General features: G+C 69.8%; 20 protein-coding genes, 1 pseudogene and 1 riboswitch. Of the genes and pseudogenes, 7 read left to right on the top strand and 14 right to left on the bottom strand.

Annotation, left to right across the window (positions count from 1 at the left end; translation table 11 throughout):
* Nucleotides 1–145: 145 nt before the first annotated feature.
* Entirely contained in the window at nt 146–2,065 is a 1,920-nt protein-coding gene (gene dxs, locus ACIN94_RS09385; RefSeq protein ID WP_400702004.1) for a 1-deoxy-D-xylulose-5-phosphate synthase, read from the bottom strand.
* Between the two features lie 193 nt (nt 2,066–2,258).
* Between dxs and ACIN94_RS09380 the strand changes: the two genes are divergently transcribed.
* Both ACIN94_RS09380 and ACIN94_RS09375 read left to right on the top strand, forming a co-directional pair.
* On the top strand, nt 2,259–3,026 hold the full coding sequence (locus tag ACIN94_RS09380) for a neutral zinc metallopeptidase (RefSeq protein ID WP_400702001.1): 768 nt from the start codon (nt 2,259–2,261) through the stop codon (nt 3,024–3,026).
* A gap of 102 nt (nt 3,027–3,128) precedes the next feature.
* Entirely contained in the window at nt 3,129–3,908 is a 780-nt protein-coding gene (locus ACIN94_RS09375; RefSeq protein WP_400701998.1) for a neutral zinc metallopeptidase, read from the top strand.
* 21 nt (nt 3,909–3,929) lie between these two features.
* Here the strand turns inward: ACIN94_RS09375 and ACIN94_RS09370 are convergent, their stop codons facing one another.
* The 8 genes from ACIN94_RS09370 to ACIN94_RS09335 form a co-directional block, all read right to left on the bottom strand.
* Nucleotides 3,930–5,132, bottom strand: a complete 1,203-nt coding sequence (locus ACIN94_RS09370; RefSeq protein ID WP_400701995.1) for an ROK family protein — start codon at nt 5,130–5,132, stop codon at nt 3,930–3,932.
* 35 nt (nt 5,133–5,167) lie between these two features.
* The gene (locus ACIN94_RS09365; protein ID WP_400701992.1) at nt 5,168–6,415 is read right to left on the bottom strand and encodes a sugar ABC transporter permease; all 1,248 of its coding nucleotides are present in this window, start codon (nt 6,413–6,415) and stop codon (nt 5,168–5,170) included.
* A complete protein-coding gene (locus ACIN94_RS09360; RefSeq protein WP_400701989.1) occupies nt 6,412–7,176 on the bottom strand; it encodes an ATP-binding cassette domain-containing protein in 765 nt (254 codons plus the stop codon). Before ACIN94_RS09360 ends, ACIN94_RS09365 begins: the two co-directional genes overlap by 4 nt.
* 62 nt (nt 7,177–7,238) lie before the next feature.
* Nucleotides 7,239–8,351, bottom strand: a complete 1,113-nt coding sequence (locus ACIN94_RS09355; protein WP_400701986.1) for a sugar ABC transporter substrate-binding protein — start codon at nt 8,349–8,351, stop codon at nt 7,239–7,241.
* Nucleotides 8,352–8,565: 214 nt separating this feature from the next.
* The gene (locus tag ACIN94_RS09350; protein WP_400701983.1) at nt 8,566–9,291 is read right to left on the bottom strand and encodes a sulfite exporter TauE/SafE family protein; all 726 of its coding nucleotides are present in this window, start codon (nt 9,289–9,291) and stop codon (nt 8,566–8,568) included.
* Between the two features lie 276 nt (nt 9,292–9,567).
* The gene (gene acnA / locus ACIN94_RS09345; protein ID WP_400701980.1) at nt 9,568–12,339 is read right to left on the bottom strand and encodes an aconitate hydratase AcnA; all 2,772 of its coding nucleotides are present in this window, start codon (nt 12,337–12,339) and stop codon (nt 9,568–9,570) included.
* 189 nt (nt 12,340–12,528) lie between these two features.
* A complete protein-coding gene (locus tag ACIN94_RS09340) occupies nt 12,529–13,257 on the bottom strand; it encodes a metal-dependent hydrolase (RefSeq protein WP_400701977.1) in 729 nt (242 codons plus the stop codon).
* Between the two features lie 416 nt (nt 13,258–13,673).
* The gene (locus ACIN94_RS09335) at nt 13,674–14,924 is read right to left on the bottom strand and encodes an MFS transporter (protein WP_400701974.1); all 1,251 of its coding nucleotides are present in this window, start codon (nt 14,922–14,924) and stop codon (nt 13,674–13,676) included.
* Between the two features lie 240 nt (nt 14,925–15,164).
* Between ACIN94_RS09335 and ACIN94_RS09330 the strand changes: the two genes are divergently transcribed.
* Both ACIN94_RS09330 and ACIN94_RS09325 read left to right on the top strand, forming a co-directional pair.
* On the top strand, nt 15,165–15,917 hold the full coding sequence (locus ACIN94_RS09330; protein WP_400701971.1) for a PadR family transcriptional regulator: 753 nt from the start codon (nt 15,165–15,167) through the stop codon (nt 15,915–15,917).
* Between the two features lie 7 nt (nt 15,918–15,924).
* Nucleotides 15,925–16,383, top strand: a complete 459-nt coding sequence (locus ACIN94_RS09325; RefSeq protein ID WP_400701968.1) for a DUF1707 domain-containing protein — start codon at nt 15,925–15,927, stop codon at nt 16,381–16,383.
* Nucleotides 16,384–16,420: 37 nt separating this feature from the next.
* Here the strand turns inward: ACIN94_RS09325 and ACIN94_RS09320 are convergent, their stop codons facing one another.
* The 3 genes and pseudogenes from ACIN94_RS09320 to ACIN94_RS09310 all read right to left on the bottom strand — a co-directional run.
* A complete protein-coding gene (locus tag ACIN94_RS09320) occupies nt 16,421–16,600 on the bottom strand; it encodes a hypothetical protein (protein WP_400701965.1) in 180 nt (59 codons plus the stop codon).
* Nucleotides 16,601–16,604: 4 nt separating this feature from the next.
* Complete coding sequence (locus ACIN94_RS09315; RefSeq protein WP_400701962.1) at nt 16,605–17,768, bottom strand: VLRF1 family aeRF1-type release factor; 1,164 nt, start codon at nt 17,766–17,768, stop codon at nt 16,605–16,607.
* A gap of 108 nt (nt 17,769–17,876) precedes the next feature.
* Nucleotides 17,877–17,972: pseudogene (locus ACIN94_RS09310) on the bottom strand (hypothetical protein); the annotation flags it as partial.
* 24 nt (nt 17,973–17,996) lie between these two features.
* A riboswitch (cobalamin riboswitch) is annotated at nt 17,997–18,213 on the top strand.
* A 105-nt stretch (nt 18,214–18,318) separates the two neighbouring features.
* On the opposite strand from ACIN94_RS09310, the gene metE reads away from it, so the two are divergent.
* Nucleotides 18,319–20,544, top strand: a complete 2,226-nt coding sequence (gene metE / locus ACIN94_RS09305) for a 5-methyltetrahydropteroyltriglutamate--homocysteine S-methyltransferase (RefSeq protein ID WP_400701959.1) — start codon at nt 18,319–18,321, stop codon at nt 20,542–20,544.
* 78 nt (nt 20,545–20,622) lie between these two features.
* Nucleotides 20,623–21,756: a (2Fe-2S)-binding protein gene (locus ACIN94_RS09300; protein ID WP_400701956.1), complete on the top strand. Its 1,134-nt coding sequence runs from the start codon at nt 20,623–20,625 to the stop codon at nt 21,754–21,756.
* A 215-nt stretch (nt 21,757–21,971) separates the two neighbouring features.
* Here ACIN94_RS09300 and ACIN94_RS09295 read toward each other — a convergent pair whose 3' ends face one another.
* Nucleotides 21,972–22,895 (bottom strand): LLM class F420-dependent oxidoreductase, encoded by a 924-nt coding sequence (locus ACIN94_RS09295; protein ID WP_400701953.1) that lies wholly within the window; start codon nt 22,893–22,895, stop codon nt 21,972–21,974.
* 148 nt (nt 22,896–23,043) lie between these two features.
* Here ACIN94_RS09295 and ACIN94_RS09290 point away from each other — a divergent pair, with 148 nt between their 5' ends.
* Nucleotides 23,044–24,120: a hypothetical protein gene (locus tag ACIN94_RS09290; protein WP_400701950.1), complete on the top strand. Its 1,077-nt coding sequence runs from the start codon at nt 23,044–23,046 to the stop codon at nt 24,118–24,120.
* A 36-nt stretch (nt 24,121–24,156) separates the two neighbouring features.
* Here the strand turns inward: ACIN94_RS09290 and ACIN94_RS09285 are convergent, their stop codons facing one another.
* A complete protein-coding gene (locus ACIN94_RS09285) occupies nt 24,157–25,398 on the bottom strand; it encodes a class I SAM-dependent RNA methyltransferase (RefSeq protein WP_400701947.1) in 1,242 nt (413 codons plus the stop codon).
* Nucleotides 25,399–25,445: the final 47 nt, after the last annotated feature.

Raw genomic sequence — 25,445 nt, 5'->3', positions numbered from 1 at the left:
TCAACTCTCCCACACGACCTCATCAAGCCATGCCCATGGACACGTTGGGCAAGTTTGCCCCATATCTGGCCGTCGGATGGGTCGCCGGCCTGGTCGCGGGCCTCATCGTGATCAGCAGACGGGCCCGCGACCAGGACGGCCGAGGTCAGCGAGCCGGATCGTCCTCCAGCACCGCAGACCGTTTCGCCACCGCTTCAGTGATCTCGCGGGCGATGTCCTGCGCGGTCAGGCCGATCTCGCCGAGGATCTTCGCCCGCTTGGCGTGGTCCAGGAAGCGCTGCGGGATGCCGTAGGTGCGGACCGGGACGTCCACGTCGGCGTCACGCAGCATCCGGGCGACCGCGTCGCCGACGCCGCCCACCCGGCCGTTGTCCTCGACCACCACGATCAGCTTCTGGGCACCGGCAGCCGGCACCAGTGCCTCGTCCAGCGGCTTGACCCAGCGCGGGTCCACCACGGTCGCCGAGATTCCCTGGGCGTCGAGCAGCGCGGCGGCCTCCAGGCACAGCTCGGCCATCGGGCCGACGGACACGATCAGCACGTCGGGGCCGTCCGCGCGCAGCACGTCCATCCCGCCGAGCTGCCCGACCGCCTCGATCTCGGTGGCCACCGGCCCCTTGGGATAACGGATGGCGGTGGGGCCGTCGTCGACCTCCACCGCCTCGGCCAGCAGCTCGCGCAGGCGCGGCTCGTCACGCGGGACCGCGACGGACAGCCCCGGGACGACCTGAAGGATCGACAGGTCCCACATGCCGTTGTGGCTGGCGCCGTCGTCACCGGTGACGCCCGCCCGGTCGAGCACGACCGTGACCGGCAGCCTGTGCAGGGCGACGTCCATGAGGAGCTGGTCAAAGGCCCGGTTCAGGAAGGTCGCGTAGACCGCCACCACGGGGTGGAGCCCACCGAGCGCCAGACCCGCGGCGCTCGTCAGCGCGTGCTGCTCGGCGATGCCGACGTCGTAGAGACGGTCGGGGTAGGCCTCGGAGAACGGGATCAGACCGGTCGGGCCGAGCATCGCGGCGGTGATCGCCACGATGTCCTGCCGTTCGGCGCCCAGCCGTACGATCTCCTGGCTGAAGACGTTGGTCCAGCCGTGCGGCTTGGGCTTCTCCTCACCGGTCAGCGGGTCGAAGACGCCCGGCGAGTGGAAGCAGTCCTCGTCGTGGTTCTCGGCGAAGGAGTAGCCGAAGCCCTTCTTCGTGAGCACGTGCACGATGACCGGGCGGCGGAAGCCGCGGGCCTTGCGCAGCGCGGCCTCCACCGCCTGCTCATCGTGGCCGTCGACCAGCCCGATGTACTTCAGGCCGAGGTCCTCGAACATGACCTGCGGCGCCAGGACGTCCTTGAGGCCCTTCTTCACGCCGTGCAGCGCGTCGTAGACCGGGGGACCCACCAGCGGCACCCTCGTCAGGTTGTCCTTGACGAACTCCAGGACGTCCTCGTAGCGCTGGGTGGCGCGCAGCGAGGCCAGGTGCGAGGCGAGGCCGCCGATGGTCGGCGAGTAGGAGCGGCCGTTGTCGTTGACCACGATGATCAGCGGCAGGTCCTTGTGCGCGGCGATGTTGTTGAGCGCCTCCCAGGCCATGCCGCCGGTGAGCGCTCCGTCGCCGATCACCGCGACGACCGTGCGATCGGTCTCGCGGCGCAGCTTGTAGGCCTTGGCCAGGCCGTCGGCGTAGGACAGGGCGGTCGAGGCGTGGGAGTTCTCGATGATGTCGTGCTCGGACTCGGCCTGGCTCGGGTAGCCCGACAGGCCGCCCTCCTGGCGGAGCGTCTCGAACTGCCCGGCGCGGCCGGTGAGCATCTTGTGGACGTAGGCCTGGTGACCGGTGTCCCAGAGGATGCGGTCCTGTGGCGAGTCGAAGACCCGGTGCAGAGCGATCGTCAGCTCGACCACCCCGAGATTGGGCCCCAGGTGACCTCCGATGCGGGCCGTGGAACTGATCAGCAGGTCCCGGATCTCAGCGGCGAGCCGGGGTAGATCGTCCGCTCCCAGCAGTTTGAGATCCCGTGGTCCCTTGACCGTCTCCAGAAGACTTCCAAGCCGTCCGGTCCGCTCGCTCACGGAATCATCCCCTCTGGTCCAGTCAGCATCAGGCCGAGTCTAGTTCGCATAGCGGGCGCCGCCCTCCAAGGACGGGGATTCTGCACGGTTTATTCTCACTTGCAATATTCTTTACCCCACCATGAGCACTCTCCCCTTTAGGCAACTATCGTCACTCATCGTCGCTTCCCTGGCTTTTACCCTGGTCACAGGCATGGGGGTCGCGAATGCCGCCGCTCCGTCGACCGCCAAGGCCTCCGTCGTGAAGGAGCAGGCCCCGCCGCTCGGCCGTGCCGCCGCGACGACCAGCCCCCTCTACCGGACCGGCACCCTGCCTGCCGTGCGGTGCACGACCGGACAGATCCGCGCGGGGAGCGCGGCCTCCTACAGAGCCTTCATGACCCGCGTCAACCACTGCCTGAACCTGGCGTGGAAGACCCAGTTCAACAAGGTCAAGCTGCCCTTCTCCCAGCCGGTGCTCCGCTTCACCACCTCCAAGGTCACCAGCCCGTGCGGCCGCTGGCCCGGCGGCGCGGGCGGCTACTACTGCTCCAGTAACCGCACCATCTACATCGGCGTCTTCCGGGATGTACTGAAAAGCCCGTACGCTCCCAACCACGCCCAGTTCATGGCACACGAGTACGCACACCACGTGCAGCATCTCGCCGGCATCATGAACTACTACAGCCAGAGCATCTGGCGGGCCAAGCCCTCCACCAAGCTCGCCTACTCCCGCCGTCTCGAACTGCAGGCCGACTGTCTCGGCTCCGCCTTCCTGCGGCAGATCTCCGGCGACCTGCCGGTCGAACAGGAACAGTGGGACGCGATGATCGATTGGGTCGTCGAGAACGGCCACAAGACCTGGGCGACCAACGACCACGGTAGGGGCCCCAGCCAGGCCTACTGGATGAAGCGTGGTTTCAACGCCGGCTCCCCGTCCGCGTGCAACACCTGGACCGCCCCCTCCCGCACCGTCGCCTGATCCTTTCCCTCCGATCGTTTTCATCGAAAATGCGGCCGTGTTCTCCTCACACGGCCGCATTTCGCTTTACCCGTACTTTAAGCTCCATTAGTGTTCGGGATCATGCGTACCCCCCTTATCGCCATGCTGTCCGGCGTACTCGCGAGCCTGCTGTTCGCCGGTACGGCGAGCGCGGGCATCGTGGAACGATCCGGACCGGCGCCCACCGGCAGGACGGCCCAGACCGGCAACCCGATCTACAAGACCGGGAAACTCGAACTCAAGGAGTGCAAGGAGCAGCGGGTCCTCCCGAACGACCTCGACTCCTCGCGGGTCTACCTCGAGTTCCTGATGGACTGCCTCAACGAGAGCTGGGGGTACCAGTTCGCCAAGGCGAAGCTGCCCTTCTCCAAGCCCAGGTTCGAGACGATCTCCCGCGCCGGCCGGCCGACCGCCTGCGGCAGGTTTCCCAAGGGCGCCCAGGCGCTCTACTGCCCGCTCGACAAGAAGATCACCTTCTTGCTCAACCCGGGCATCCTCTCCGCGTCGACCGAGATCTTCCTGCTCCAGGTGATGGCCCATGAGTACGGCCACCACGTGCAGCAGCTCTCGGGGATCATGGGTATCGTCTACAACAGGAAGTACAGGAGCGAGAAGGCCTTCCTCGCCGACATTCGCAAGGTCGAACTCCAGGCGGAGTGCCTCAGCGGCGCCTTCATCGGCAGCGTCTGGCAGTCCCTGGGCCGCCCCCAGTCCGACTTCACCTACGTCCTGGGCGCCGCCCGCAGCACCGCCTCCCACGGCAGGGCCGTCAACATCGCCTACTGGCTGAAGCGCGGCTTCGACCAGGAGGGCCCCGGCGCCTGCGACACCTTCTCCGCGCCGGCGTCCAAGGTCTCCTGACAGCGCCCTCCCGGCAAAGGTTCAGGAGCCGGCCCGGACGAGGACGTCGAGGGGGTCGGCGAGGACCTGGGCGAAGGCGAGTTCGGCGGCGCCGACGAGGGTGGCGTCATCGCCGAGGGCCGAGGTGCGCAGCCGGAGGGCTCCGCGCGACGGGGGGAGGGCGTCGACGGCGACGCGGCTGCGGACCTGGGCGGCGGAGCCGAGGTAGACCTCGCGGAGCATTCCGCCGAAGATGACCATCTCGGGGTTGAAGATGTTGACGAGGTTGGCGACGCCCAGGCCGAGCCAGTCGCCGACCCGGCTCAGCGCCGCCTGCGCGACGACGTCGCCGCGGTCGGCGGCGTCGACCACGGCACGGACGGCGTCACGGCCCATCTCGGGACCGAGACGGCCTGCGGTCTCCAGCACGGCCCGCTCCCCCGCCTCGGCCTCCAGGCAGCCGAGCGAACCGCACCCGCAGGGACGGCCCCTGGGGTTGACGACCATGTGCCCGACCTCGCCGCCGAAACCCTGGTGGCCGCCGAGCAGCTGGCCGTTGACGATCACGCCGCCGCCGATGCCGACGTCGCCGTGGAGGTATATGAGGTCGCGGCAGCCGACGCCGACGCCCCGGGTGTGCTCGGCGAGGGCGGCGAGGTTGGCGTCGTTCCCCACCTTCACCGGCAGGCCCAGCGCCAGCCTGCGGGTCATCTCCTCGGCGAACGGCACGTCCGTCGAACCCATGTTGGGCCCGAACCTGATGATCCCGTCGCCTCGGCCCACCCCACCCGAGAAGGCCGCGGCCACTCCGACGCACACCGTGTCAGGCCTGGTCCTGCGGTGCATCTGCCGGGCGAACCCGGCGAGCGGCCCGACGATCTCGTCCAGGGAGAAGGGGCCGCGCGGCCGTACCGTCTCGCGCCGGTCGAGGATCGTGCCGCCCAGCCCGACGCGGGCGGCGACCAGCCGGTCGACGCCCACGTCGAGGGCGAACACGTAGACCCTCGCCGACTCCGGGCGGACCACGAGAGACGGGCGCCCGGCCCTGCCCGTCTCCCTGGGGAGTTCCTCCCGGACCAGGCCTGCGGCCGTCAGGTCGGCGGTGAGGGCCATGATGGTGCTGCGGTTGAGCCCCATCCGGCTGGTGAGCTCCGCGCGGGAGGTCGGGCCGCCGAGGTGCACATGCCGGAGCAGGGCGCCGAGGTTGTGGCGCCTGATCTCCTCCTGGGAGGGGCCAGCCCGCATCGCTTGGGTTTCCTTCGGAGGGTGAGGGTCGCTGATCACCTTAAACCAGTGGCGGCCGCCCGCTTGCGGGACAGTGCGTCCACTCCGGCCGCCAGCAGCAGGACCGAACCGGTGACCATGTACTTCACGCCGGCGCTGTAGCCCATCAGGCCCATGCCGTTCTCGATGACCGCGACCACAGTACCGCCGAGGATCGCGTCCAGCACCCGCCCCTTGCCGCCGAACAGGCTGGTACCGCCGATGACGGCGGCGCCCACCGCGTACAGCAGCACGTTGCTGCCGCCGGTGTTGGGGTCGACCGAGCTGGCCCGGGAGGCCGCGATGATGCCGCCGACGGCGGCCATGGAGGAGCAGATCACGAAAGCGCTGATCTTCATCCGGTCGACGTTGATCCCCGCCCGGCGCGCGGCCTCGGCGTTGCCGCCGACGGCGTAGAGGTGGCGTCCGAACGCGGTACGGCGGAGCACGAACGTCCAGATCAGCAGGAGCACCACGATGACCGGCACCACGATCGGCACACCTACGAGAGAGACGATCGCCACGTTACGGCTGCGTTCCACGTTGAGGAAGTAGACGGCGAGCCCGCCGAGCAGCGCGAGGGCGCCCACCCGGACCGCGATCAGCGAGATCGGGTCGGCGGTAAGACCGCGGACGCCCCGCTTGCGCGCCCTCAGCAGCTGCAGCGCGGCGTAGGCGACGACTCCGGCGACCAGCAGCCCCCAGCCCAGCGCGGGCGGAAGGTTCTTGTTGGCGATCGCGAGGATCGTCTCGTCGCGGATGGAGATGTTGGTGCCGCCCTTGACCAGCAGCAGGACGAGCCCCTGGAAGGCCAGGAAGGCGGCCAGGGTCACCACGAAGGACGGGATGCCCAGCTTGGCGACGATGGAGCCGAGCGTGGCGCCGATCGCCATGCCGGTCAGGATGGCCGCCCCCGCCGCGACGTACCAGGGAAGGCCCTGGTTGGTGAGCAGAATCGCGAGCACGGCCGCGCAGACACCGCTGGCGAAGCCCGCCGACAGGTCGATCTCGCCGAGGAGCAGCACGAAGACCAGGCCCATGGCGATCACCGTGACCGCGGCGCCCTGGGTGAGCAGGTTGGCGAAGTTGCCCGCGGTGAGGAAGGAGGGACGCAGGACGGCGAAGACCGTGCAGAGCACGGCGAGGCCGAAGACGGCGGGCAGCGCACCCATGTCACCGCCGCGCACCCGCTCGGCGTAGCCGCGGACGTTGGTGCTGATGGAGGGTGCCTCGGGCACGCGTTCCGGGGAAACCGTGGCGGTCATACCGTGACTCCGTTGGTGAGGCCGAGGTCCCCGCTCCGGCCAGAGGTGATCAGTTCGACGATCTGCGCGTGGGTGACGTCGGAGGACTTCACCTGGGCCGCCATCCGGCCGAGGTAGAGCGCGGCGATCCGGTCGGACACGGCGAACACGTCGTTCATGTTGTGCGAGATCAGCACGACGGCCAGGCCCTGGTCGGCGAGGCGGCGGACCAGCTCCAGCACCTGCGCCGTCTGGGCGACGCCGAGCGCGGCGGTCGGCTCGTCGAGGATGACGACCTTGCTGTTCCAGAGCACGGCCTTGGCGATGGCCACGGTCTGCCGCTGGCCGCCGGAGAGGCTGGCGACGTGCTGGCGGATGGACTTGACGGTCCTGACCGACAGGCTCTCCAGGGTCCTGGCCGCCATCTCCTCCATCGTGTCCTCGTCGAGCACGATGCCTCGCCTGTGCTCGCGACCCAGGAACATGTTCTGGACGATGTCGAGGTTGTCGCACAGGGCGAGGTCCTGGTAGACGATCTCGATGCCCAGCTCGCCCGCGTCACGCGGGCTGTTGACCTGGACGGGCCTGCCGTCGAAGAGGTACTCACCCGAGTCGATCGCGTGGATGCCGCCGACACACTTGACGAGGGTGGACTTGCCGGCGCCGTTGTCACCGACCAGGGCGGTCACCTCTCCGGGATAGACGGAGAGGTCGACGTCGTGCAGGACCTGTACGGGACCGAAGCTCTTGTCGATCCCACGGAGTTCCAGAACAGGGGACATGCGGGGCTCCTCGGATACGGGGGCACGGCCGGCGGAGGACCGCCGGCCGTGCCCCCGGCGCGTTACTGGATTCCGGCCTCGGTGCACTTGGCGGCGAACTCGCCGACGCACAGCTCGTCCTTGGTCACGAACCCGTCGGCCACGACCTCCTTGACGTTGTCCAGGAAGATGGCCTGCGGGTCGAGCAGGACCGCGGGTACATCCGCCCCGCTCTCGGTGTCCTTCACCGAGCCGGTCGCCGCGGGCTTCTCCCCCTTGGCCAGCGCGATGGCGAGCGCGGCGGCCGCGTCGGCCTCCTTCTTGATCGCCTTGTAGACCGTCATGCACTGGTCACCGGCGAGGATGTTCTGCAGGCCCTGCACGGTGGCGTCCTGGCCGGTGACCGGGACCTTGCCGTTGAGGCTGTTCTTCTTCAGCACGGCGATGGCGGCGTTGCCCAGGCCGTCGTTGGCGGCCAGGACACCGGCGATCTTCGGCTGCTCGGTGAGCATCTGCTCGAAGAGCGTGCCCGCCTGGGCGTTGTCCCAGTCCGGCACCGACTGGTCCGGGCCCTTGACGTACTCCTTGGCGTCGTACTTGGGCGTGAGCACGCTGTCGTAGCCGTTCTTGAACAGCGTGGCGTTGTTGTCGGTGGGCGAGCCGTTGAGCTCGGCCACGATCGGGTTGTCGGCCTTCTTGTCGGTCAGGCACTTCACCAGGCCCTCCCCCTGCAGGGTGCCGACCTTGGTGTTGTCGAAGCTGACGTAGTAGGCGGCGCCGCCGTTCAGGGTCAGCCGGTCGTAGTCGATCGTGGCCACGCCCTGGGACTTGGCCTTGTCGAGTACGGCCTTGCCGGTTCCGCTGTCCAGGTTGACGATCATCAACACGGTCGCGCCGTTGGTCATCATCTGGTCGGCGATGGTCTGGAACTGGGTCTTGTCACCCTGGGCGTTCTGGATGTCGTAGGCGATGCCCGCGGCCTTGAACGCCTCCTCCAGGTACTTGCGGTCGGCGGTCTCCCATCGGGCGGAGGACTTGCTGTCCGGCAGAATGACGCCGACCTTGCCGGCGGCCTGGCTCTCGGCGGGAGCGGCACCGTCCTGGGCGGTGGTGGTGTCGCTCTCACCCCCGCAGGCCGTGAGACCGAGGGTCATGGCCGCGGCGGCGGCGGTCAGGCTGAGGATCCCCTTGCGCATGGTGCACGGGTCCTTTCTTCGGAGAGTGGGGGGTGGACGTGGGGGGGTGGGCTCCGGAGGGGGGCATGCCAAGATCGCGGGTACAGCCGTCCGGTTTCCGGCTCACCGTTCCGTTGAATGTTGTTTGCCGCAACGTATTCCGCCGTTGGCCAGGAACGCCAGATCTTGAACGGGTAAAGTTTGTTGTGGCCGGTAACAATCCAGAAACACGGACTCAGCCGAGCGTGCTCTGCGCGATCAAGGAAGCGGCCGACACCGCGGCCAGCGCGAGGACAGCGGCCCTGGCCCTGCCGCCGTCCAGGAAACGGCGGAGCGGACCGGACACCAGAAAGCCGGCGACCAGGAACGGGACCAGCGTCGCCCCGAAGGTCAGCGCCTGGGCCGGAAGCCTGTCAAGGACCGTCAGAACGATCAGCGACTGGGTGGCGCTGAGAAGGAAGAACATCGCGAGGGTGGCTCTGATCTGAGGCCCCTTGGCGTTCTGGTAGACCAGGGCCATCGGCGGACCGCCGATGCCGGTCGCGGTGCCGGTGACGCCCGACAGGAAACCCGCCCCCGTGATGGTCGCCCCGTTGCGGGGCACGGACACCGCCCAGGTGGTGAGAGCCACCGCGGCCAGCACCATCGTCCCGACGAGGAATCCCAGGGCCTGGGTGGAGATCTGGACGACGACCAGGCCCCCCAGAAGGCTTCCCGGCAACCTGCCAAGGACCGCGAACCCCAGCCCGCGCCAGTCCACCCTGCGCCACTCGGCCGCCAGGGTGAACAGCGGCAACGTCGCGTTCACCACCTGGATGGCACCGGGCATCAGTGAGGGATCGAGCATCGTGATCACCGGTGCGGCCACCAGTCCCAGCCCGAAGCCGATCGCCCCCTGTACGACCGCCCCGGCGAAAACCGCCGTCCCCGCCAGGACAAGAAGAAACGCCTCATCACTCATGGGCAGACCGTAGAGCCCGCCCCTCCCTGCCGGGCAAGCGGATATCCGCCGGCCGGCGCCCACCGGGCAGGCGTGTGCCGCCTCCCGTGCGGACGGGCCGCCGCGCGGTGACACGCCGACGGAACGGGACGTCGCCCCGCTCCCGGGCCGCCGGGGGACGGCCGTCTTGTGGCGGGACATGGAACCGCCCGGCGGGATGATGTCCCGCCGGGCGGCTCTCGTTCGGGGCGTTCCCCCTCTGCGGGCGGGGCTTACGTGCCGCCCCGCCCCCCTGACTCAGCTCTTGGCGAGCAGGGAGCGCAGGACGTACTGCATGATGCCGCCGTGGCGGTAGTAGTCCGCCTCTCCGGGGGTGTCGATGCGCACGACCGCCTGGAATTCCTTGTCACCGGCCCTGACCGTCACGGTCTGCGGGACGCCGCCCTCGTTGAGCGCCTCGACCCCGGCGATGTCGAAGGTCTCCTCACCGGTCAGGCCCAGCGACTCCGCCGTCTCGCCCTCGGGGAACTGCAGCGGCAGCACGCCCATGCCGATCAGGTTGGAGCGGTGGATGCGCTCGTAGGACTCGGCGATCACCGCGCGGACGCCGAGCAGCGCGGTGCCCTTGGCCGCCCAGTCGCGCGAGGAGCCGGAGCCGTACTCCTTGCCCGCCAGGACGACGAGCGGGATGCCCGCGGCCTGGTAGTTGGCGGAGGCGTCGTAGATGAAGGACTGCGGGCCGCCCTCAAGGGTGAAGTCGCGGGTGTAGCCGCCCTCCACACCGTCGAGCAGCAGGTTCCTCAGCCTGATGTTGGCGAAGGTGCCGCGGATCATGACCTCGTGGTTGCCCCGGCGGGAGCCGTAGGAGTTGAAGTCCTTGACCGCGACGCCGTTCTCGCGCAGGTACTCCGCGGCCGGGGTGCCGACCTTGATGGCACCCGCCGGGGAGATGTGGTCGGTGGTGACCGAGTCACCCAGCTTGGCCAGAACCCGCGCGCCGGAGATGTCCGTCACCGGCTCCGGAGAGGCCGGCATGCCGTCGAAGTAGGGGGCCTTGCGGACGTAGGTCGAGGCCGGGTCCCACTCGAAGGTGTCGCCGGTCGGGATCGGCAGCGAGCGCCAGGTCTCGTCGCCCTTGAAGACGTCGGCGTAGTCCTTGAGGAACATGTCCTGGTCGATGGAGGAGGCGACGACCGCCGAGATCTCCTCCGGCGAGGGCCAGATGTCGGCGAGGAAGACCGGCTCGCCGTCCGAGCCGACACCCAGCGGCTCGGTGTTGAGGTCGATGTCCATGGTGCCCGCGAGGGCGTAGGCGACGACCAGCGGCGGCGAGGCCAGGTAGTTCATCTTGACGTCGGGGTTGATCCGGCCCTCGAAGTTGCGGTTGCCGGACAGCACGGCGGTGACCGCGAGGTCGTTGGCCTGGATCGCGGCGGAGATCTCCTCCTGCAGCGGGCCGGAGTTGCCGATGCAGGTGGTGCAGCCGTACCCGACCAGGTTGAAGCCGATCTTGTCGAGGTAGGGCTGGAGGCCGGAGCGCTCGAAGTAGCCGGTGACGACCTGCGAGCCCGGGGCCAGGGAGGTCTTGACCCACGGCTTGCGGGTCAGGCCCTTGTCCACCGCGTTCCTGGCGAGCAGCGCGGCGCCCATCATGACGTACGGGTTGGAGGTGTTGGTGCAGCTGGTGATGGCCGCGATGGTCACCACGCCGTGGTCGATCTCAAAGCTCGTGCCGTCGGCCAGGGTGACCTGGACCGGCTTGCGCGGGCGGTCGCCATTGAGGTGGGCGGGGTGGGGCCCGTCGCCGATGCCGCCGTGAGAGATCGCCGGGGAGTCGGAGGCCGGGAAGGACTCGTCGGAGGACTCGTCGACCGGGCCCAGGACGGTCGGGGCGTAGTCCTTGACGGCCGCGCGCCAAGCGCTCTTGGCCTCCGACAGCGCGATGCGGTCCTGCGGGCGCTTGGGGCCGGCGATGGACGGGACGACCGTGGCCAGGTCCAGCTCGATGTACTCGGAGAAGACCGGCTCCTCGGCCGACGGGTCCAGCCACAGGCCCTGGGCCTTGGCGTAGGCCTCGACCAGCGCGACCTGCTCGGCGGAGCGGCCGGTCAGCGTGAGGTAGTCGATCGTCTGGCCGTCGATCGGGAAGATCGCGCAGGTGGAGCCGAACTCGGGGCTCATGTTGCCGATCGTGGCCCGGTTGGCCAGCGGCACGCTGGAGACGCCCTCGCCGTAGAACTCGACGAACTTGCCGACGACGCCGTGCTTGCGCAGCATCTCGGTGATCGTGAGCACCAGGTCGGTCGCGGTGGCGCCGGCGGGGAGCTTGCCGGTCAGCTTGAAGCCGACCACGCGCGGGATCAGCATGGAGATCGGCTGGCCGAGCATCGCGGCCTCGGCCTCGATGCCACCTACGCCCCAGCCGAGAACGCCGATGCCGTTCTCCATGGTGGTGTGGGAGTCGGTGCCGACGCAGGTGTCGGGGTATGCCTTGCCGTCGCGGATCATGACGACGCGGGCCAGGTGCTCGATGTTGACCTGGTGCACGATGCCGGTGCCCGGCGGGACGACCTTGAACTCGTCGAAGGCGGTCTGGCCCCAGCGCAGGAACTGGTAGCGCTCGCGGTTGCGCTCGTACTCCCGCTCGACGTTGCGCTGGAAGGAGTCCTGGCCGCCGAAGAAGTCGACGATGACGGAGTGGTCGATGACCATCTCGGCCGGCGCGAGCGGGTTGATCCTGGCGGGGTCGCCGCCGAGGTCGCGGACGGCCTCACGCATGGTGGCCAGGTCCACGACGCAGGGGACGCCGGTGAAGTCCTGCATGATCACACGGGCCGGAGTGAACTGGATCTCCACACTCGGCGCGGCGGTGGGATCCCACTGGGCGAGCGCACGGATGTGGTCGGCGGTGATGTTCGCGCCGTCCTCAGTGCGGAGCAGGTTCTCCAGAAGGATCTTCAGGCTGTACGGGAGGCGTCCCGCCCCCTCGACGGCGTCCAGCCGGTAGATCTCGTATCCCGCGTCACCGACGCGGAGCGTGTCACGGCTGCCGAAGCTGTTCGCGGACACGATCTGCCTCCCTCATCAACCAGTTGTCTGGCGCGCCCACCATAAAAAAGGCGCATCTGAATCCTGCCGCACCGTCGAAGTGCCCATGTCAGTCAGGTATGCCTAACCAGGTTCTCACGGCCGCGACAGATGTCTCGACATCAAGATATCCCCAGAGATATCTCGACATCAAGTTACCTGCTAGTACATTCAGATGGGGGCGAGCCGGAGGTACAGCAGCCCGAGGACGACGACGGAGAGGACCGGGGCGAGGAACTTCTGCTCGAAGGCACGGCCCGTCTTGATCCCGATCTTCCACGGCAGCACCCAGCGCTGCCTCAGCGGCCACAGCACCGGACAGCCCTTCTCCGTGCAGCAGTCCCCTATGACGTGCGTCAGGCACCCGACCGCGACCGCCAGCCCCAGCCAGGCGTAGCCCACATGGTCACTGCGGAACACCGCGAACAGCCCGACCGTCAGGCCGATGTTGACCATCGCGGAGGCGAACTTCTTGCCCGGGATGCCGATCCCGATGGCCCGCAGCGCCAGGCCGATGAGCAGCACGACCATGATGTCGCGGCCGATCGGATAGGTGTTGGCCAGGTAGTGGGCGCCGAATCCGGCGCCGGCCGCGAAGAGCAGCGAGTGGGTGGCGTGACGGTGACCGCCGCTCAGCCACGCGACGGCCTTGCTCAGGCCCCAGGTGACCGGGCCGAAGGTATGGGCGATCGTCGCACCGGGGTGATCCAGATCCGGCAGCATGGCGGCTCCGGAACAGATCAGCGCCCCGGCGACGAACTCGGCCGGGGTGAGCGCGTTCACCATGACGCCGGTCTCGATGAACCGGGAGGACTCGGTGAGGATCGGCAGGGCGGCCAGCGTCGGCGCGATCCCCAGCCAGGCTATCGCCCCTGTCAGCGCGTGCGTATGCCCCATCATCCGCCGAACACCCCCATCAAGATCACCTCAGGAGACTGTACGGCAAAGTCCGCGTCAAGCGGAGGACCGTGCCACTTTGCGTCATCGGCGCGCCGAGGCGGTGAGATCAATCCGGGAAGAGGTGACTTCCGGACCGCGGGGCGGGGTCCGCGTCGCCGGATGGCCGCGAGGTCCCCAGTGGGCGCCGCCCCTCCTGCGCACAGGGAACGGACGGGGAAGGCGATGGGTGCCGTCGAGCGGAGAACGTCGCGGGACACAGGCGATCCGCCGGGAAAACTTCCCGGCGGATCGCCCGCATGTCCCGGAAACGACAGACGGGACCGTTCCGCACCGAAAGCACCCCCCAGCCCTTCCGGCACGGAACGAATCCCGTCTACGTCCTTTGTAACGTGCAGGTCTCAGTGCTTGTTCCAAAATCAGCTGAGAATTGCGTGATCTATCTCACTTTTTCGTTCCGCGATCATGATCTCACGTTCGGTCACCGCCATCAGGAACGGCACGACGGGCAGGACGGCCAGCACGGCGAAGACCGCGAACGCCCCCGTCAGCCCGACCGCCTCGGCCAGCAGCCCGGCCAGGCCCGCGCCGACCGGAAGAGTTCCCCAGCTCAGCAGCCGGGCGGCCGCACCGTAGCGGCCGAGGAGCCGGTCCGGGACGACCAACTGGGCCAGGGTGCGGCTGTTCACCGTCCAGAGAGTGCCGCCCACCCCTCCGAGGAACGCGGCCACGCCGACCGCCCAGGCCTGGGGGAACACCGCCGGGACGACCATCATGACGATGGTGCAGACGAGATCGGCGAAGAGCACCCAGCGCACGCCCAGCAGGCGGTTGGCCGCGGTGACGAGCACGGCGCCGAGCAGCCCTCCCACGCCGATCGAGCTGAGCAGCAGGCCGTACCCGGCCGGGTCGAGGTGGAGCACCTGGACGGCGTAGGAGGGCAGGAGCGCCAGCCACGCGCTCCAGCAGGCCACCAGCACCGCGATGGTCAGGGACATGGTGCGGAGCAGCCGGTGGCGCCAGAGGAAGGCCAGCCCTTCGACCATCTCCACCCTGAGCCGTCCCGGCTCGCCTCCAGCTCCGGGGCCGCGCTCCGGCGGAGCGGCCGCGCGGAACCGGCCGCCGAGAAACAGGAGCAGCACCGCTCCGAAAGCGAAGGCCGCAGCCGACGAGCCCAGGGCCAGCGCGGCGCCGACGCCGACCAGCAGGCCGCCGACGGCCGGGCCGGCGAACTCGTTGGCGACGGTCTCGGCACCGGCGATCCAGGCGTTGACCCGGCTGAGCCGCTCCCTCGGCACGGCCGCCGGGACCAGGGCGCCGACTGCGGAGTTCGCCACCACCTCGGCCAGGCCGATGGACACGCCCGCCAGATAGAGCAGCGGCAGCGAGAGCGCCCCGGCGGCGACGGTCGCCAGCAGGCCCAGCGCGACCACGAGCCTGACCAGGTTGGCCGCGGCGGCCAGCCGCCTGCGGTCGTTGCGGTCGACGAACACCCCCACGTGGAGCGAGGCCAGCAGCCAGGGCAGCGTCAAGGTGAGACCGACCCCGGCGACCAAGCCGGGTGAGTCGGTGAGCCCGACCGCGAGCAGGGGAAGTGTGATCTTGGCGACCCCGTCGGCGAGGTTGGTCGCCACGGTGAACCCGACCAGCACCGTCTCGTTCCGCCGCACTGTTCCCTCACCCGTTCCGCATAGACGACCATGGTGTAACCACCTATAAGCCTTAGATGGTTACACCATAATCGCTCAACCGACCCGGCGGAAGGCGGGAACGACCTTCTCCCCGCACCCCGCAAGGACTGAGTCACCCAAAGACCCCATATCGCCCATAGGCTTGTCGTTAGAATGTTCTCGATATATCTTTGAAGCATCGAGAACGATCGAAAGACGATCGCGATCCGAGGAGGAATCATGACGTCCGCACATGCGATGGGCGGCCGGTGGGCGGGTGTCATTCCCGCCGAGATCCGGCACGAGATGAAGCGCGCCGCCAGGGAGACCTGGCGGACCATGGCCGCCGGCTGGCAGCAGGGTGGCCCCCACCACGGCGAGCCCGGCCCGCACGGGTGGGGCCCTCACGAGCACCGGCAGCGGGGGCACCGCGGCCCCTTCCCCGGCGGTGCCTTCCCGTGGGACTTCGGCAGGGGCGGCCCACGGCACGGCGGCCCGTTCGGCGGGCGGCCACCGTTCGGCCGGGGGCGTAAGGCGAAGCGGGGTGACGTCCGCGCCGCCATCCTCGCGCTGCTCTCCGAGGAGCCGCGTAACGGCTACCAGATCATCCAGGAGATCGACCGGCGCAGCGAGGGAGGCTGGAAGCCCAGTCCCGGCGCGGTCTACCCGGCGCTGCAGCAGCTCACCGACGAGGGCCTGGTCCTGTCGGAGGAGAGCGACGGTCGCAAGTCCTTCCGGCTCACCGAGGCGGGCCGGGACTACGTGGCCGAGCACACCGACGAGGTCCGCGCCCCGTGGGAGGAGATGACGCCCGACGTCGACGACAGCACCTGGGAGCTGATGAACCTGGCCCGCCAGTCTGGATTCGCCATGCTGCAGATCCTGCAGACCGGCAGCGACGCGCAGGTCCGTCAGGCCAGGCAGATCCTGGTCGAGACGCGCCGCAAGCTCTACCAGGTCCTGGCGGACGGCGACGACCCCGGTGAGGAGTGAGACCTCTGTGACGTCCCGGGACGATCTCCGTATCGGAGACGCCGAGCGCGATGCGGCCATGACGGCCCTGCGCGAGCACTACGCGCAGGGCCGTCTGACCCATCAGGAGCTCGACGAACGCCTCGAACTGACCCTGTCCGCGCGCACCGGTCGCGACCTGGCCCTGGTCTCCGCCGACCTACCCGAGCTGCCCGGTTCCCGTCCCAAGGGTGACGGCGCCGCACACGGCCAGGGCTGGACGCCCCCTCACCCCGCGGCCTGGCACCGCCACGGGATGGGCCGCCGGGGCGGCCCGCCGATCATCCTGCTGGTCTTCCTGGCCGTGGCCGCCGCGGCTGCGATCACCGGGTTCGGAATGCTCAAGTTCGTCTTCCTCGCCTGGCTGGTGGTGGGGATGATGGGCATGCTCCACCGCAGGCGGTGGCACCACCGCGGTCAGTGGCACCATCGCAGGTACAGGCGCTAGAAAAAGGCACCGCCGGCCTGGAGACCAGGGCGTGAACCTAGCCCATGTCCTCCAGCTTGCGTCCCTCGGCCTCCCTGATCTTCCACCACACGGAGACGGAGGACAGCGCGGCGAAGAAGGCGTACCCGACATAGGCACCGGCCAGACTCCACGCCGCCAGGGACGGAGAGGAGACGGTGATCAGCCAGTTGGCCACCCACTGGGCGGAGGCGGCCACTTCCCTACCAGCGCAGGATCGCGGCTACCCCGTCGAGATCGGCGAGGACCTCGGAGGCCTGCTGGTCCAGCACGATCACCTCGGCGTCGATGTCCAGAGCCCGCTCGATCATGCGCTCCCCCATCCGGGGCTCCCGGACGTGTGTCTGCGCCGGCTCCCCCTGCGGGATCTGGTCAGGCGGGCAGAGCCGCCCGTCGGCCGTACGGCTGCCGCTCCACTCGCGGGACTCGGCCAGCAACAGCTGCGCCACCCGGCTCTCGTTCAGCGCGTTGAGCGTGTCCGCCAGGCCGACGGCGCCGCGCCCACCGGACAGGGCGGCGTCCCTGGCCCGGCCGGCCAGCGCGGTGGCGAACCGGGTGCGGGCGGCCAGCAACTGCGGTTCCGCGTACTCGGCGATCTTCGCCGGGGGCAGCGCGTCCACCACCGCGTCGATCTGGATGACGTCGCCGGTCAGCTCCGCCGCCACGATCTCGGTCAGCTGGACATCACCGATCAGCACGACCGCCGTCCAGCCCCGGCTCGCGGCCTGCTCGGTGATGCCCGGCCCGGTGGCGCGCAGCAGCCTGGCGAGGTTCTCCTCGGCCCGGCGTTCGAACTTGTCCCGTGGCGTCACGATCTGCTGGGCCGGCTCCGAGGAGGCGGCGCCACGCGTCTGCCGCCGTTCCTCGGTACCGGCCTCGAAGGATGTCCTGCCGACCTCCTCGGCCAGGCCGTACCGGTAGTCGATCATGCGCAGCCCATCCCGGGAGACGAGCGCGATCCCGGCGGGCGGTGCGGTCTCGACCGTGTTGACCAGCGGCCGCACGTAGGCCGTCGACTCCAGCACGATCTGGTCGGCGACCGGTAGCTGGAAGGAGAAGATCCACGCCTTGTCACTGCTGACCGGGGCGAACAGCACCCGCCCCAGCCCGGACTCGTTCGGGTTGAGCAGCAGCCCGAGCTCCGTTTCCAGCCCCTCCAACCGCTTGAGGACGGCCATCCGCCGCGACCGGTCCCCATCGGCGGTGACCTCCTTCCGCAGTTCGGCGAGCCGGTTACCGAAACGGATCCGCCATGCGGGCCGGGCCGCCGCCTCCTCCCGGGGGTCGGCGGTCACATAGAACGACAGCACCCCCTGGTCGTCGTGGATGGCGACGACCTCACGCAGAGCCGCACGATCGAACTTCACGACGATCCTCCCTGATGGCCCGGCCTCCAACGATATGGACCCGTATACGGGGAGCCACCGTCCCTCTCGGGGAAATGCCGCCCTTCTTCACTTGTCTTTACCCGGAGATCACAAACGCGGGTCCACCGGCTCGGACTCCAGCGCCAGAACGGCGAAGACCGCCTCGTGCACGCGCCACAGCGGCTCGCCCTCGGCCAGCCTGGACCGTTGGGGAGGTGCCTGCTCATATATGCTCCCAAGGCGGTTGGTTCTCCCGATGCCGTCCTGGTGCCGGGAGTCGTAAGAGGGAACCCGGTGTGAATCCGGGACTGCCCCGCAGCGGTGAGTGGGAACGAAAGCCGTCACACGCACTGGACGACATATTTCTCGTCTGGGAAGCGACGGCCGGTAGGAGAGAGTAAGGCGCCCATGAGTCCGAAGACCTGCCTGCCGCCCGCGCGCCGCCCGGCGCGTGGTGGTCCATGGTCTCGCGGGAGGACCTGGGATGCGTCCTTCGCATGCCTTCCGCACGGCCGTGGACCGACATGGCATGAGCCGAGGGAAGGACGCCATGAGCCAGGTCACCACGACCATCCAGGGTTACCCCCGCATCGGAGCCCACCGCGAGCTGAAGCGGGCGACCGAGGACTACTGGGCGGGACGGATCGACTCCGATCGCCTGCGAGAGACCGCCGCCGAACTGCGGAGCCAGACGTGGCGGGAGCTGTCGGCCGCCGGGCTGGACGCCATCCCGTCCAACACCTTCTCCCTGTACGACCACGTGCTGGACACAGTCATGCTGGTCGGCGCGGTGCCCGAGCGGTTCACCGGCACCGCCGACCCGTATTTCGCGATGGCCCGCGGCGCCGAAGGGGTCGCGCCGCTGGAGATGACCAAGTGGTTCGACACCAACTACCACTATCTGGTCCCCGAGCTCGGCCCGGACACCCGGTTCCGGCTGGACTGGAGCAAACCGCTGGCCGAGTACACCGAAGCACGGAAGCTGGGCGTCCAGACCCGGCCCGTTCTGGTGGGGCCGCTGTCATTCCTGCTGCTGGCCAAATCCACCGTTTCCGGCTTCGCGCCGCTGGGGTTGCTGGACGCCCTGGCGGAGGTCTACACCGAGCTGCTGGAGCGGCTGGCCGCCGCCGGGGTGGCCGAGGTGCAGCTGGATGAGCCGACACTGGCCGCCGACCGCACCGATGAGGAGCTGGCCGCGCTGCGCCGCGTCTACCAGCGGCTGGGCTCGCTGAGCTCCCGCCCTCGGTTGCTGGTGGCGACCTACTTCGGCGAGATCGGGCCCGCGCTGGAGATCCTGGCCGCGACCAGGGTGGAGTCGATCGGCCTGGACTTCGTCGCCGGGCCTGGCAACCTTGAGGCACTGGGCGCCATCGGCGGGCTGCCCGGCAAGACTCTGGTCGCCGGAGTCGTGGACGGCCGCAACGTGTGGCGGACCGACCCGGCACGCGCGCTGGCGACCTGCGCCACGCTGCTGGGCCTGACCGACCGGCTGGTGGTGAGTACCTCCTGCTCGCTGCTGCACGTCCCGCTCGACCTCTCGGCCGAGACCTCGCTGGATCCCCGGCTGCGCGAGCGGCTGGCGTTTGCCAGGCAGAAGGTGACCGAGGTCGTGCGGATCGGCCAGGCGCTGAACGGCGAGGTCGTCATCCCCGAGGAGATCGGAGTCGACAGGTTCCTCGATGCCCGTGTACGGGCCAGGCTGGAAGCCCTGGGCGAGGGAACCCCGCGCGCGCCGCACGCCGAACGGCTCGCCCTGCAGAACGCCGGCCTGGGCCTGCCACCGCTGGCCACCACCACCATCGGCTCCTTCCCGCAGACCGAGCAGGTACGCCAGGCCCGCGCCGCGCTCCGAGCAGGCCACATCGACCAGGCCGAATACGACAGGCGGATGAAGGCCGAGATCGACCGGGTCATCGCGCTGCAGGAGGACCTGGGGCTGGATGTGCTGGTGCACGGCGAGCCCGAGCGCAACGACATGGTGCAGTACTTCGCCGAACTGCTGGAGGGGTATGCCGCCACCGAGCACGGCTGGGTGCAGTCTTACGGCACCCGCTGCGTCCGGCCGCCGATCCTGTTCGGCGACGTCTCCCGTCCCCAGCCGATGACGGTGCGGTGGGCCACCTACGCTCAGTCCCAGACAGCCAAGCCGGTCAAGGGCATGCTGACCGGGCCTGTCACCATGCTGGCCTGGTCTTTCGTCCGCGACGACCAGCCACCTGGCGAAACCGCGCGACAGGTGGCACTGGCGCTGCGCGACGAGATCCATGACCTGGAGGCCGCGGGCATCCGCATCATCCAGGTAGATGAGCCCGCGCTGCGCGAGCTGCTGCCGCTGCGACGGGCGGACCGCGAGGGATACCTGGGGTGGGCGGTCGCCGCGTTCCGGCTGGCCACCGGCGGAGTGGCCGACACCACACAGATCCACACCCACATGTGCTATTCGGAGTTCGGCGAGATCATCGGCGCCATCGGCGACCTGGACGCCGACGTGACCAGCGTCGAGGCGGCCCGCTCGAAAATGGAATTGCTGGACGACCTGCGTACCGCCGGCTACCGGCGCGGCATCGGACCTGGCGTGTGGGACATCCACTCACCCAGCGCGCCCTCGACCGAGGAGATACAGACCGCCCTGCGCAGAGCTGTGGCCTCGGTGGACCCGGCCCTGCTCTGGGTCAACCCCGACTGCGGCCTGAAGACCCGCGACTATCGCGAAACCGAGGTCGGCCTCGGCAACATGGTCCAGGCGGCCCTGCGCGTCCGCGCCGAAACCGTCTGACCCATGATGACGTGGGAGGTTCCAGCTCTTCCGGATAAACCGCCCGAAAGAGCGGAAATAGCCTGAAAGAGGTAGCTAGTGGCACGAGGCCCTCAGCGCAGGTTCAGCCAGGAGTTCACGGACGGAGCCGTCCGCATGGTCCTGGACGGCCCCTCCAGGGCCGCGCTGATGGGCCCGCTACGGCGACTGACCCGCGAGCACGCCCTCGCCGCCGACGGCCTCCACCGGGCGCCGCTGGAACGGGCCCTGGCTCGGCAGGGGTGGAAGACCGTGGCCGAAGGATCCGCCGACCTGGCCGTGGAGTGGACCGGCGACGGCTACCACGCCGCGTTCGACGGCGCGGAACACTGGTTCGCCTCCCTTCCCGAGCTCACCACCTGGGCCCGCCGCGTAACCGCAAAGCTCACCCCGGACAGGCCCAGGCCGGGCCTGCTGCCCGCCGAACCCCGCCTGGCCACCGGGGCCCTGGCCGAGATGTCCGCCATCAGCGCCTACTTCGAAATCGCCACAGACCCGGCCGAGCACGCCGAGCCGGCATGGCGGCCGCTCACCGACCTGTTCACCGACCGGAAAGCACTGTCGGCCATGATCGCCGACGTCGGGCATCGCCTGGGCACGAGCGAGACCCGGGTCGCCGCCTCCATCCTGTTCCAAGGCCTGACCGCACGGCTGTGGTCACCGGTCGTCGGCGCGATCCTCATCCACGACCTGCTCGTCGACCTGGCTCCGATCCGCGTGCACTGGCGGCCCGCGCCGACCGGGCCGCTCCCGCTGTGGGCCCCACGCCCGGTGGCCTGGGAGATCACAGACCCCCGCCGGGTCGCCGAACCGCTGTACCGCAACGTGGTCTCCGAGCTCATGGAACCACTGGCCCGAGCCGTACAGGAGATCACGGAGATCGCACCGGGACTGCTGTGGGGCAACGCCGCCTCCGCCCTGGCTGGGACGCTCTGGACGGTCACCCGGCAGCGGCCCGAACTGGCGGCCCGTGCGATCCCGCTGGGCCATGAGCTGCTCTCCCGCGGAGTGCTGCGGGGCAGGGGCGAGCTGGCCGAGCCCGCCCCCGGGCACCTCTTCTTCATCCGGCACAGCTGCTGCCTCTACTACCGCCTGCCCGGCGGCGGCAAATGCGGTGACTGCGCCCTGTTGAACCCCCGAACCCGCCACGAGCAGTGGGCGCACGCCGTACAGAACAGCCAAGGAGCGTCATGACCGGCCACACCGTGGCCGAGGAACACGGAAACGGCGCCCTGCGCGTATGGGCGCCTCCCACCGACGGACAGACCCTTCCCGCCCTGATCTCCGGTATCTTCGCGCACGGCTGAGCGGTCGGGCCGTTCCCCGGTCCGGACCACCCCCTCGCCCCGGAGTCACCTCCTGCAATCGATGGTTACCCGGACGTGGTGGCACGGACCGGGGCGGAGGGCCTACACGTGGGTCAGCACCTCGGCGGCGATGAGCTCCAGGTGATCCAGATCCGACAGGTCCATCACCTGGAGGTAGATCCGGTCGGCGCCCAGCCCGGCGAACTTGCCGATCTTGTCGACCACCTCGGCGGGGGTGCCCGCCAGGCCGGTCGCGCGGAGCGTGGCCAGATCGTGCCCGGCGGCCTCGGCCCGGCGCGCGATCTCGGCGCCGTCGGCGCCGACGGCGACGGTCTGGACTACCGAGAGCACGATCTGCGAACGCCCCTCCGCCTCGCACGCCTTGCGGACCCGGTCGAAGGCGAGCTCGGTGTCGTCCAGCGTACGGAACCCCAGGTTGTACTCGTCGGCGAACCGCGCGGCCAGCCGAGGGGTCCGCTTGGCGCCGGCCCCGCCGATGATGATGGGCGGCCTGGGGCGCTGCGCGGGCTTGGGCAGCGCGGGCGAGTCCGCCAGCCGGTAGTAGGCGCCCTCGAACGAGAACGTCTCCCCCTCGGGCGTGGTCCAGAGCCCGGTGAGGATCTCCAGCTGCTCCTCGAACCGGCCGAAGCGCTCCCCGACCGGTGGGAACGGGATCCCGTACGCGGTGTGCTCGGCGTCGAACCAGCCGGTGCCCAGCCCCAGCTCGACCCGGCCCCCGCTCATCTGGTCCACCTGGGCCACGCTGATCGCCAGCGGGCCCGGCAGCCGGAAGGTCGCCGGGGTGACCAGGGTGCCGAGCCTGATCGTGGAGGTCTCCCTGGCCAGACCCGCGAGGGTCACCCAGGCGTCGGTGGAACCGGGGCCGGGGTCGCCCGCCCCGATCCGCATGTAGTGATCGGAACGGAAGAAGGCGTCGAAACCCAGACGCTCGGCGATCCGCGCGACCGCCAGCAGCTCGTCGTAGGTGGCGCCCTGCTGTGGCTCAGTGAAGATCCTCAACTTCATGAACCCCATTATCCGGGCACACCGGACGTCATCCATAGAAAGACCACGCGGTGAAGGGGACGCTTGCTAGCGTTCTGGCTTCCGGTCCGTTCGGTAACGGATTGAAGACTCAGCGCGACCGCCCGATGTCGTCCAGAAGGTGAATCTTATGTCGGTGGCGACAGACCGCTCCGCCGCTCGCCGGCCTCGCGAGCCGGGCACCCCGCCCCGGTCCCTGGTCGTGCTCGCGTCAGCCGCGCTCGTCACCGGGACCGGTTTCGCGATCTGGCTCCTGCCTGCCGAGACCGACGGCTGGGCGGGAGCGGCCCGTGCACCCCGCGCCGGGGTCGAGCCGCCTCGCCTGACCACCCGGACCGCGGCCGCCCAGAGGCCCGAGCCGGTCCTTCCCCCGCCCGTCACCGTCCGCCCCTCGGGTTTCGTGCCGTTCGTGGACCCCGGCCACGACCCGCACTTCAACCTGCCCAGGGCCGCCCGGGAGAACCATGTCCGGTGGTTCACCCTCGGCCATCTCACCGCAGGGCAGAACGGCTGCACCCCCGTGTGGGCCGGCCGGCGGGAGCAGGACGACAGTCCGATCCCCTCCGGTCTGGGCCGTCTGCGCGCGGCCGGTGGCGACGCCGGCCTGGCCTTCGGCGGCCGGGCCGGCAGCGAGCTAGCTGTCGCCTGCGCCGATGTCGGCCATCTCACCGCCGCCTACCGTCAGGCGGTCGGCGCCTTCGGTGTCACCTACATCGACTTCGAGGTGCGGGAGCCGGACGACGACGGGACCGTCCTGCGCCGCGCGGGCGCGATCACGGCACTCCAGCGTGAGGCCGCCGCGAAGGGACGTCCGCTCACCGTGAGCTTCACCCTGCCGGTGACCGGTGCCGGCCTGACCCTCCGCGACCAGGCGATGCTCCGATCCACCCGGGAGGCGGGTGTCGAGATCGCCGCCGTCAACCTCCTCGCCCCGATCCGGCGCACCCTCACCGGCCGGGCGGACCTGCACGCCGTCGCCGTGGCCGTCCGCGCCGCCCAGCCGCAGATCGCCCGTTCCCTGGGCGAGGCCGCCTCCTGGCACCGGATCGCCCTCACCCCCGTCCTGTCCGGGCCTCAGGACCTCACCGCGGCCGACGCCCGCAAGCTCACCGCCTTCACCACCCGCAACGGGCTGGCGTGGCTCTCCACCCGGGGCGCGGCGCCCTCCCCCGAGGTGGCCCGGCTCCTCACCGCTCTTTCCCGCTAGACAGGCGCCTCTCGTGGGGCGCGGTCCTGGCTCCGGTCAGCCGGCGGTCAGCAGGGCCACGCACTCCACGTGGTGGGTCATCGGGAAGGCGTCGAAGGCGCGCAGGTCGGCCAGGCGGTAGCCGCGCTCGCCGAACAGCGCGATGTCACGGGCGAGGGTGGCCGGGTCGCAGGAGACGTAGACGATCCGGGTGGCCTGGAGGGTGGCGACGCGGTCGACGACCTCACGGCCCAGGCCGGCCCGGGGCGGGTCGACGACCACCAGATCCGCGCGTTCGATGGCGAAACGGTCGAGGGCGTTCTCCACGCGGCCCCGGGCGAAGCGGGCCTGGGGCAGGTCCCGGAGGTTGCGTTCGGCGTCGCGCACGGCCACGGACTCGGATTCGACGCCGAACACGGCGCCTTCGGGGCCGACGGCCTCGGCCAGGCCGACGGCGAACAGGCCGACGCCGCAGTAGAGGTCGAGGGCCCACTCCCCCGGCTGCGGGTCGGCGAACTCCAGGACCGTGGCGAGCAGCGTGGCGGCGGCACCGGGGTGGACCTGCCAGAAGCCGCTCCCGGTGACCTGGAAGTCACGGTCACCGACGCGCTCGGTCAGGTGGTTGCGGCCGTGGACCACGCGGGTACGGCCCTTGCCCTCGTCCACGAACACGGCCACGCTCGCGTCAAGATCGGGGATGGCCACCGTACGGCGGGGCTTGGGGGCGACCACGACGGCCTGGTCTCCCCGGTTGGAGGCGATGACCTCGACCGAGGAGGCGTTGCGCCAGTTCATGACCTCGGCGCCGACGTTCTCCACCTCGGGGTGGGCGATCAGGCAGGCGTCCACCGGCTCGATGTCGTGGGAGCGGTGGCGGCGCAGGCCCACGACGCCGTCGCGGTCGACGGCGAACTGGACACGGGTGCGCCAGCCGAGGCCGTCGGGGGCACCGGGCACCTCCTCGACGATGCCCTTCCAGTCGATGCCCGCCAGCCGCTTGAGCTGCTCGGCGACCACCTCGGTCTTCAGCAGGCGCTGGGCGTCGAGGGAGGCGTGCTGCCAGTCGCAGCCCCCGCAGCGGCCGGGGCCGGCGAACGGGCACGGCGGAGTCACCCGGTCGGCGGAGGGCTCCAGGATCTCGACCGCGTCGGCCCGCAGGAACCGGCTGGTCTCCTCGGTGACCTCCGCGAGGACGCGCTCGCCGGGGAGCGCGTGCCGCACGAAGACCACCCGGCCGTCATGGCGGGCGACGCACCAGCCGCCGTGCGCGACCGGTCCGATCGTCAGTTCAATCGCCACGTCATGCCTCCAGAGTCCTTCGTGCTCAATCCTCCCTACGTCAGGAG

The sequence above is a fragment of the Streptosporangium sp. NPDC087985 genome (assembly GCF_044741965.1).
GTDB lineage: Bacteria > Actinomycetota > Actinomycetes > Streptosporangiales > Streptosporangiaceae > Streptosporangium.
The sequence above is the reverse complement of the archived record's forward strand: the minus strand, read 5'-3'. Positions and strand labels throughout refer to the sequence as shown.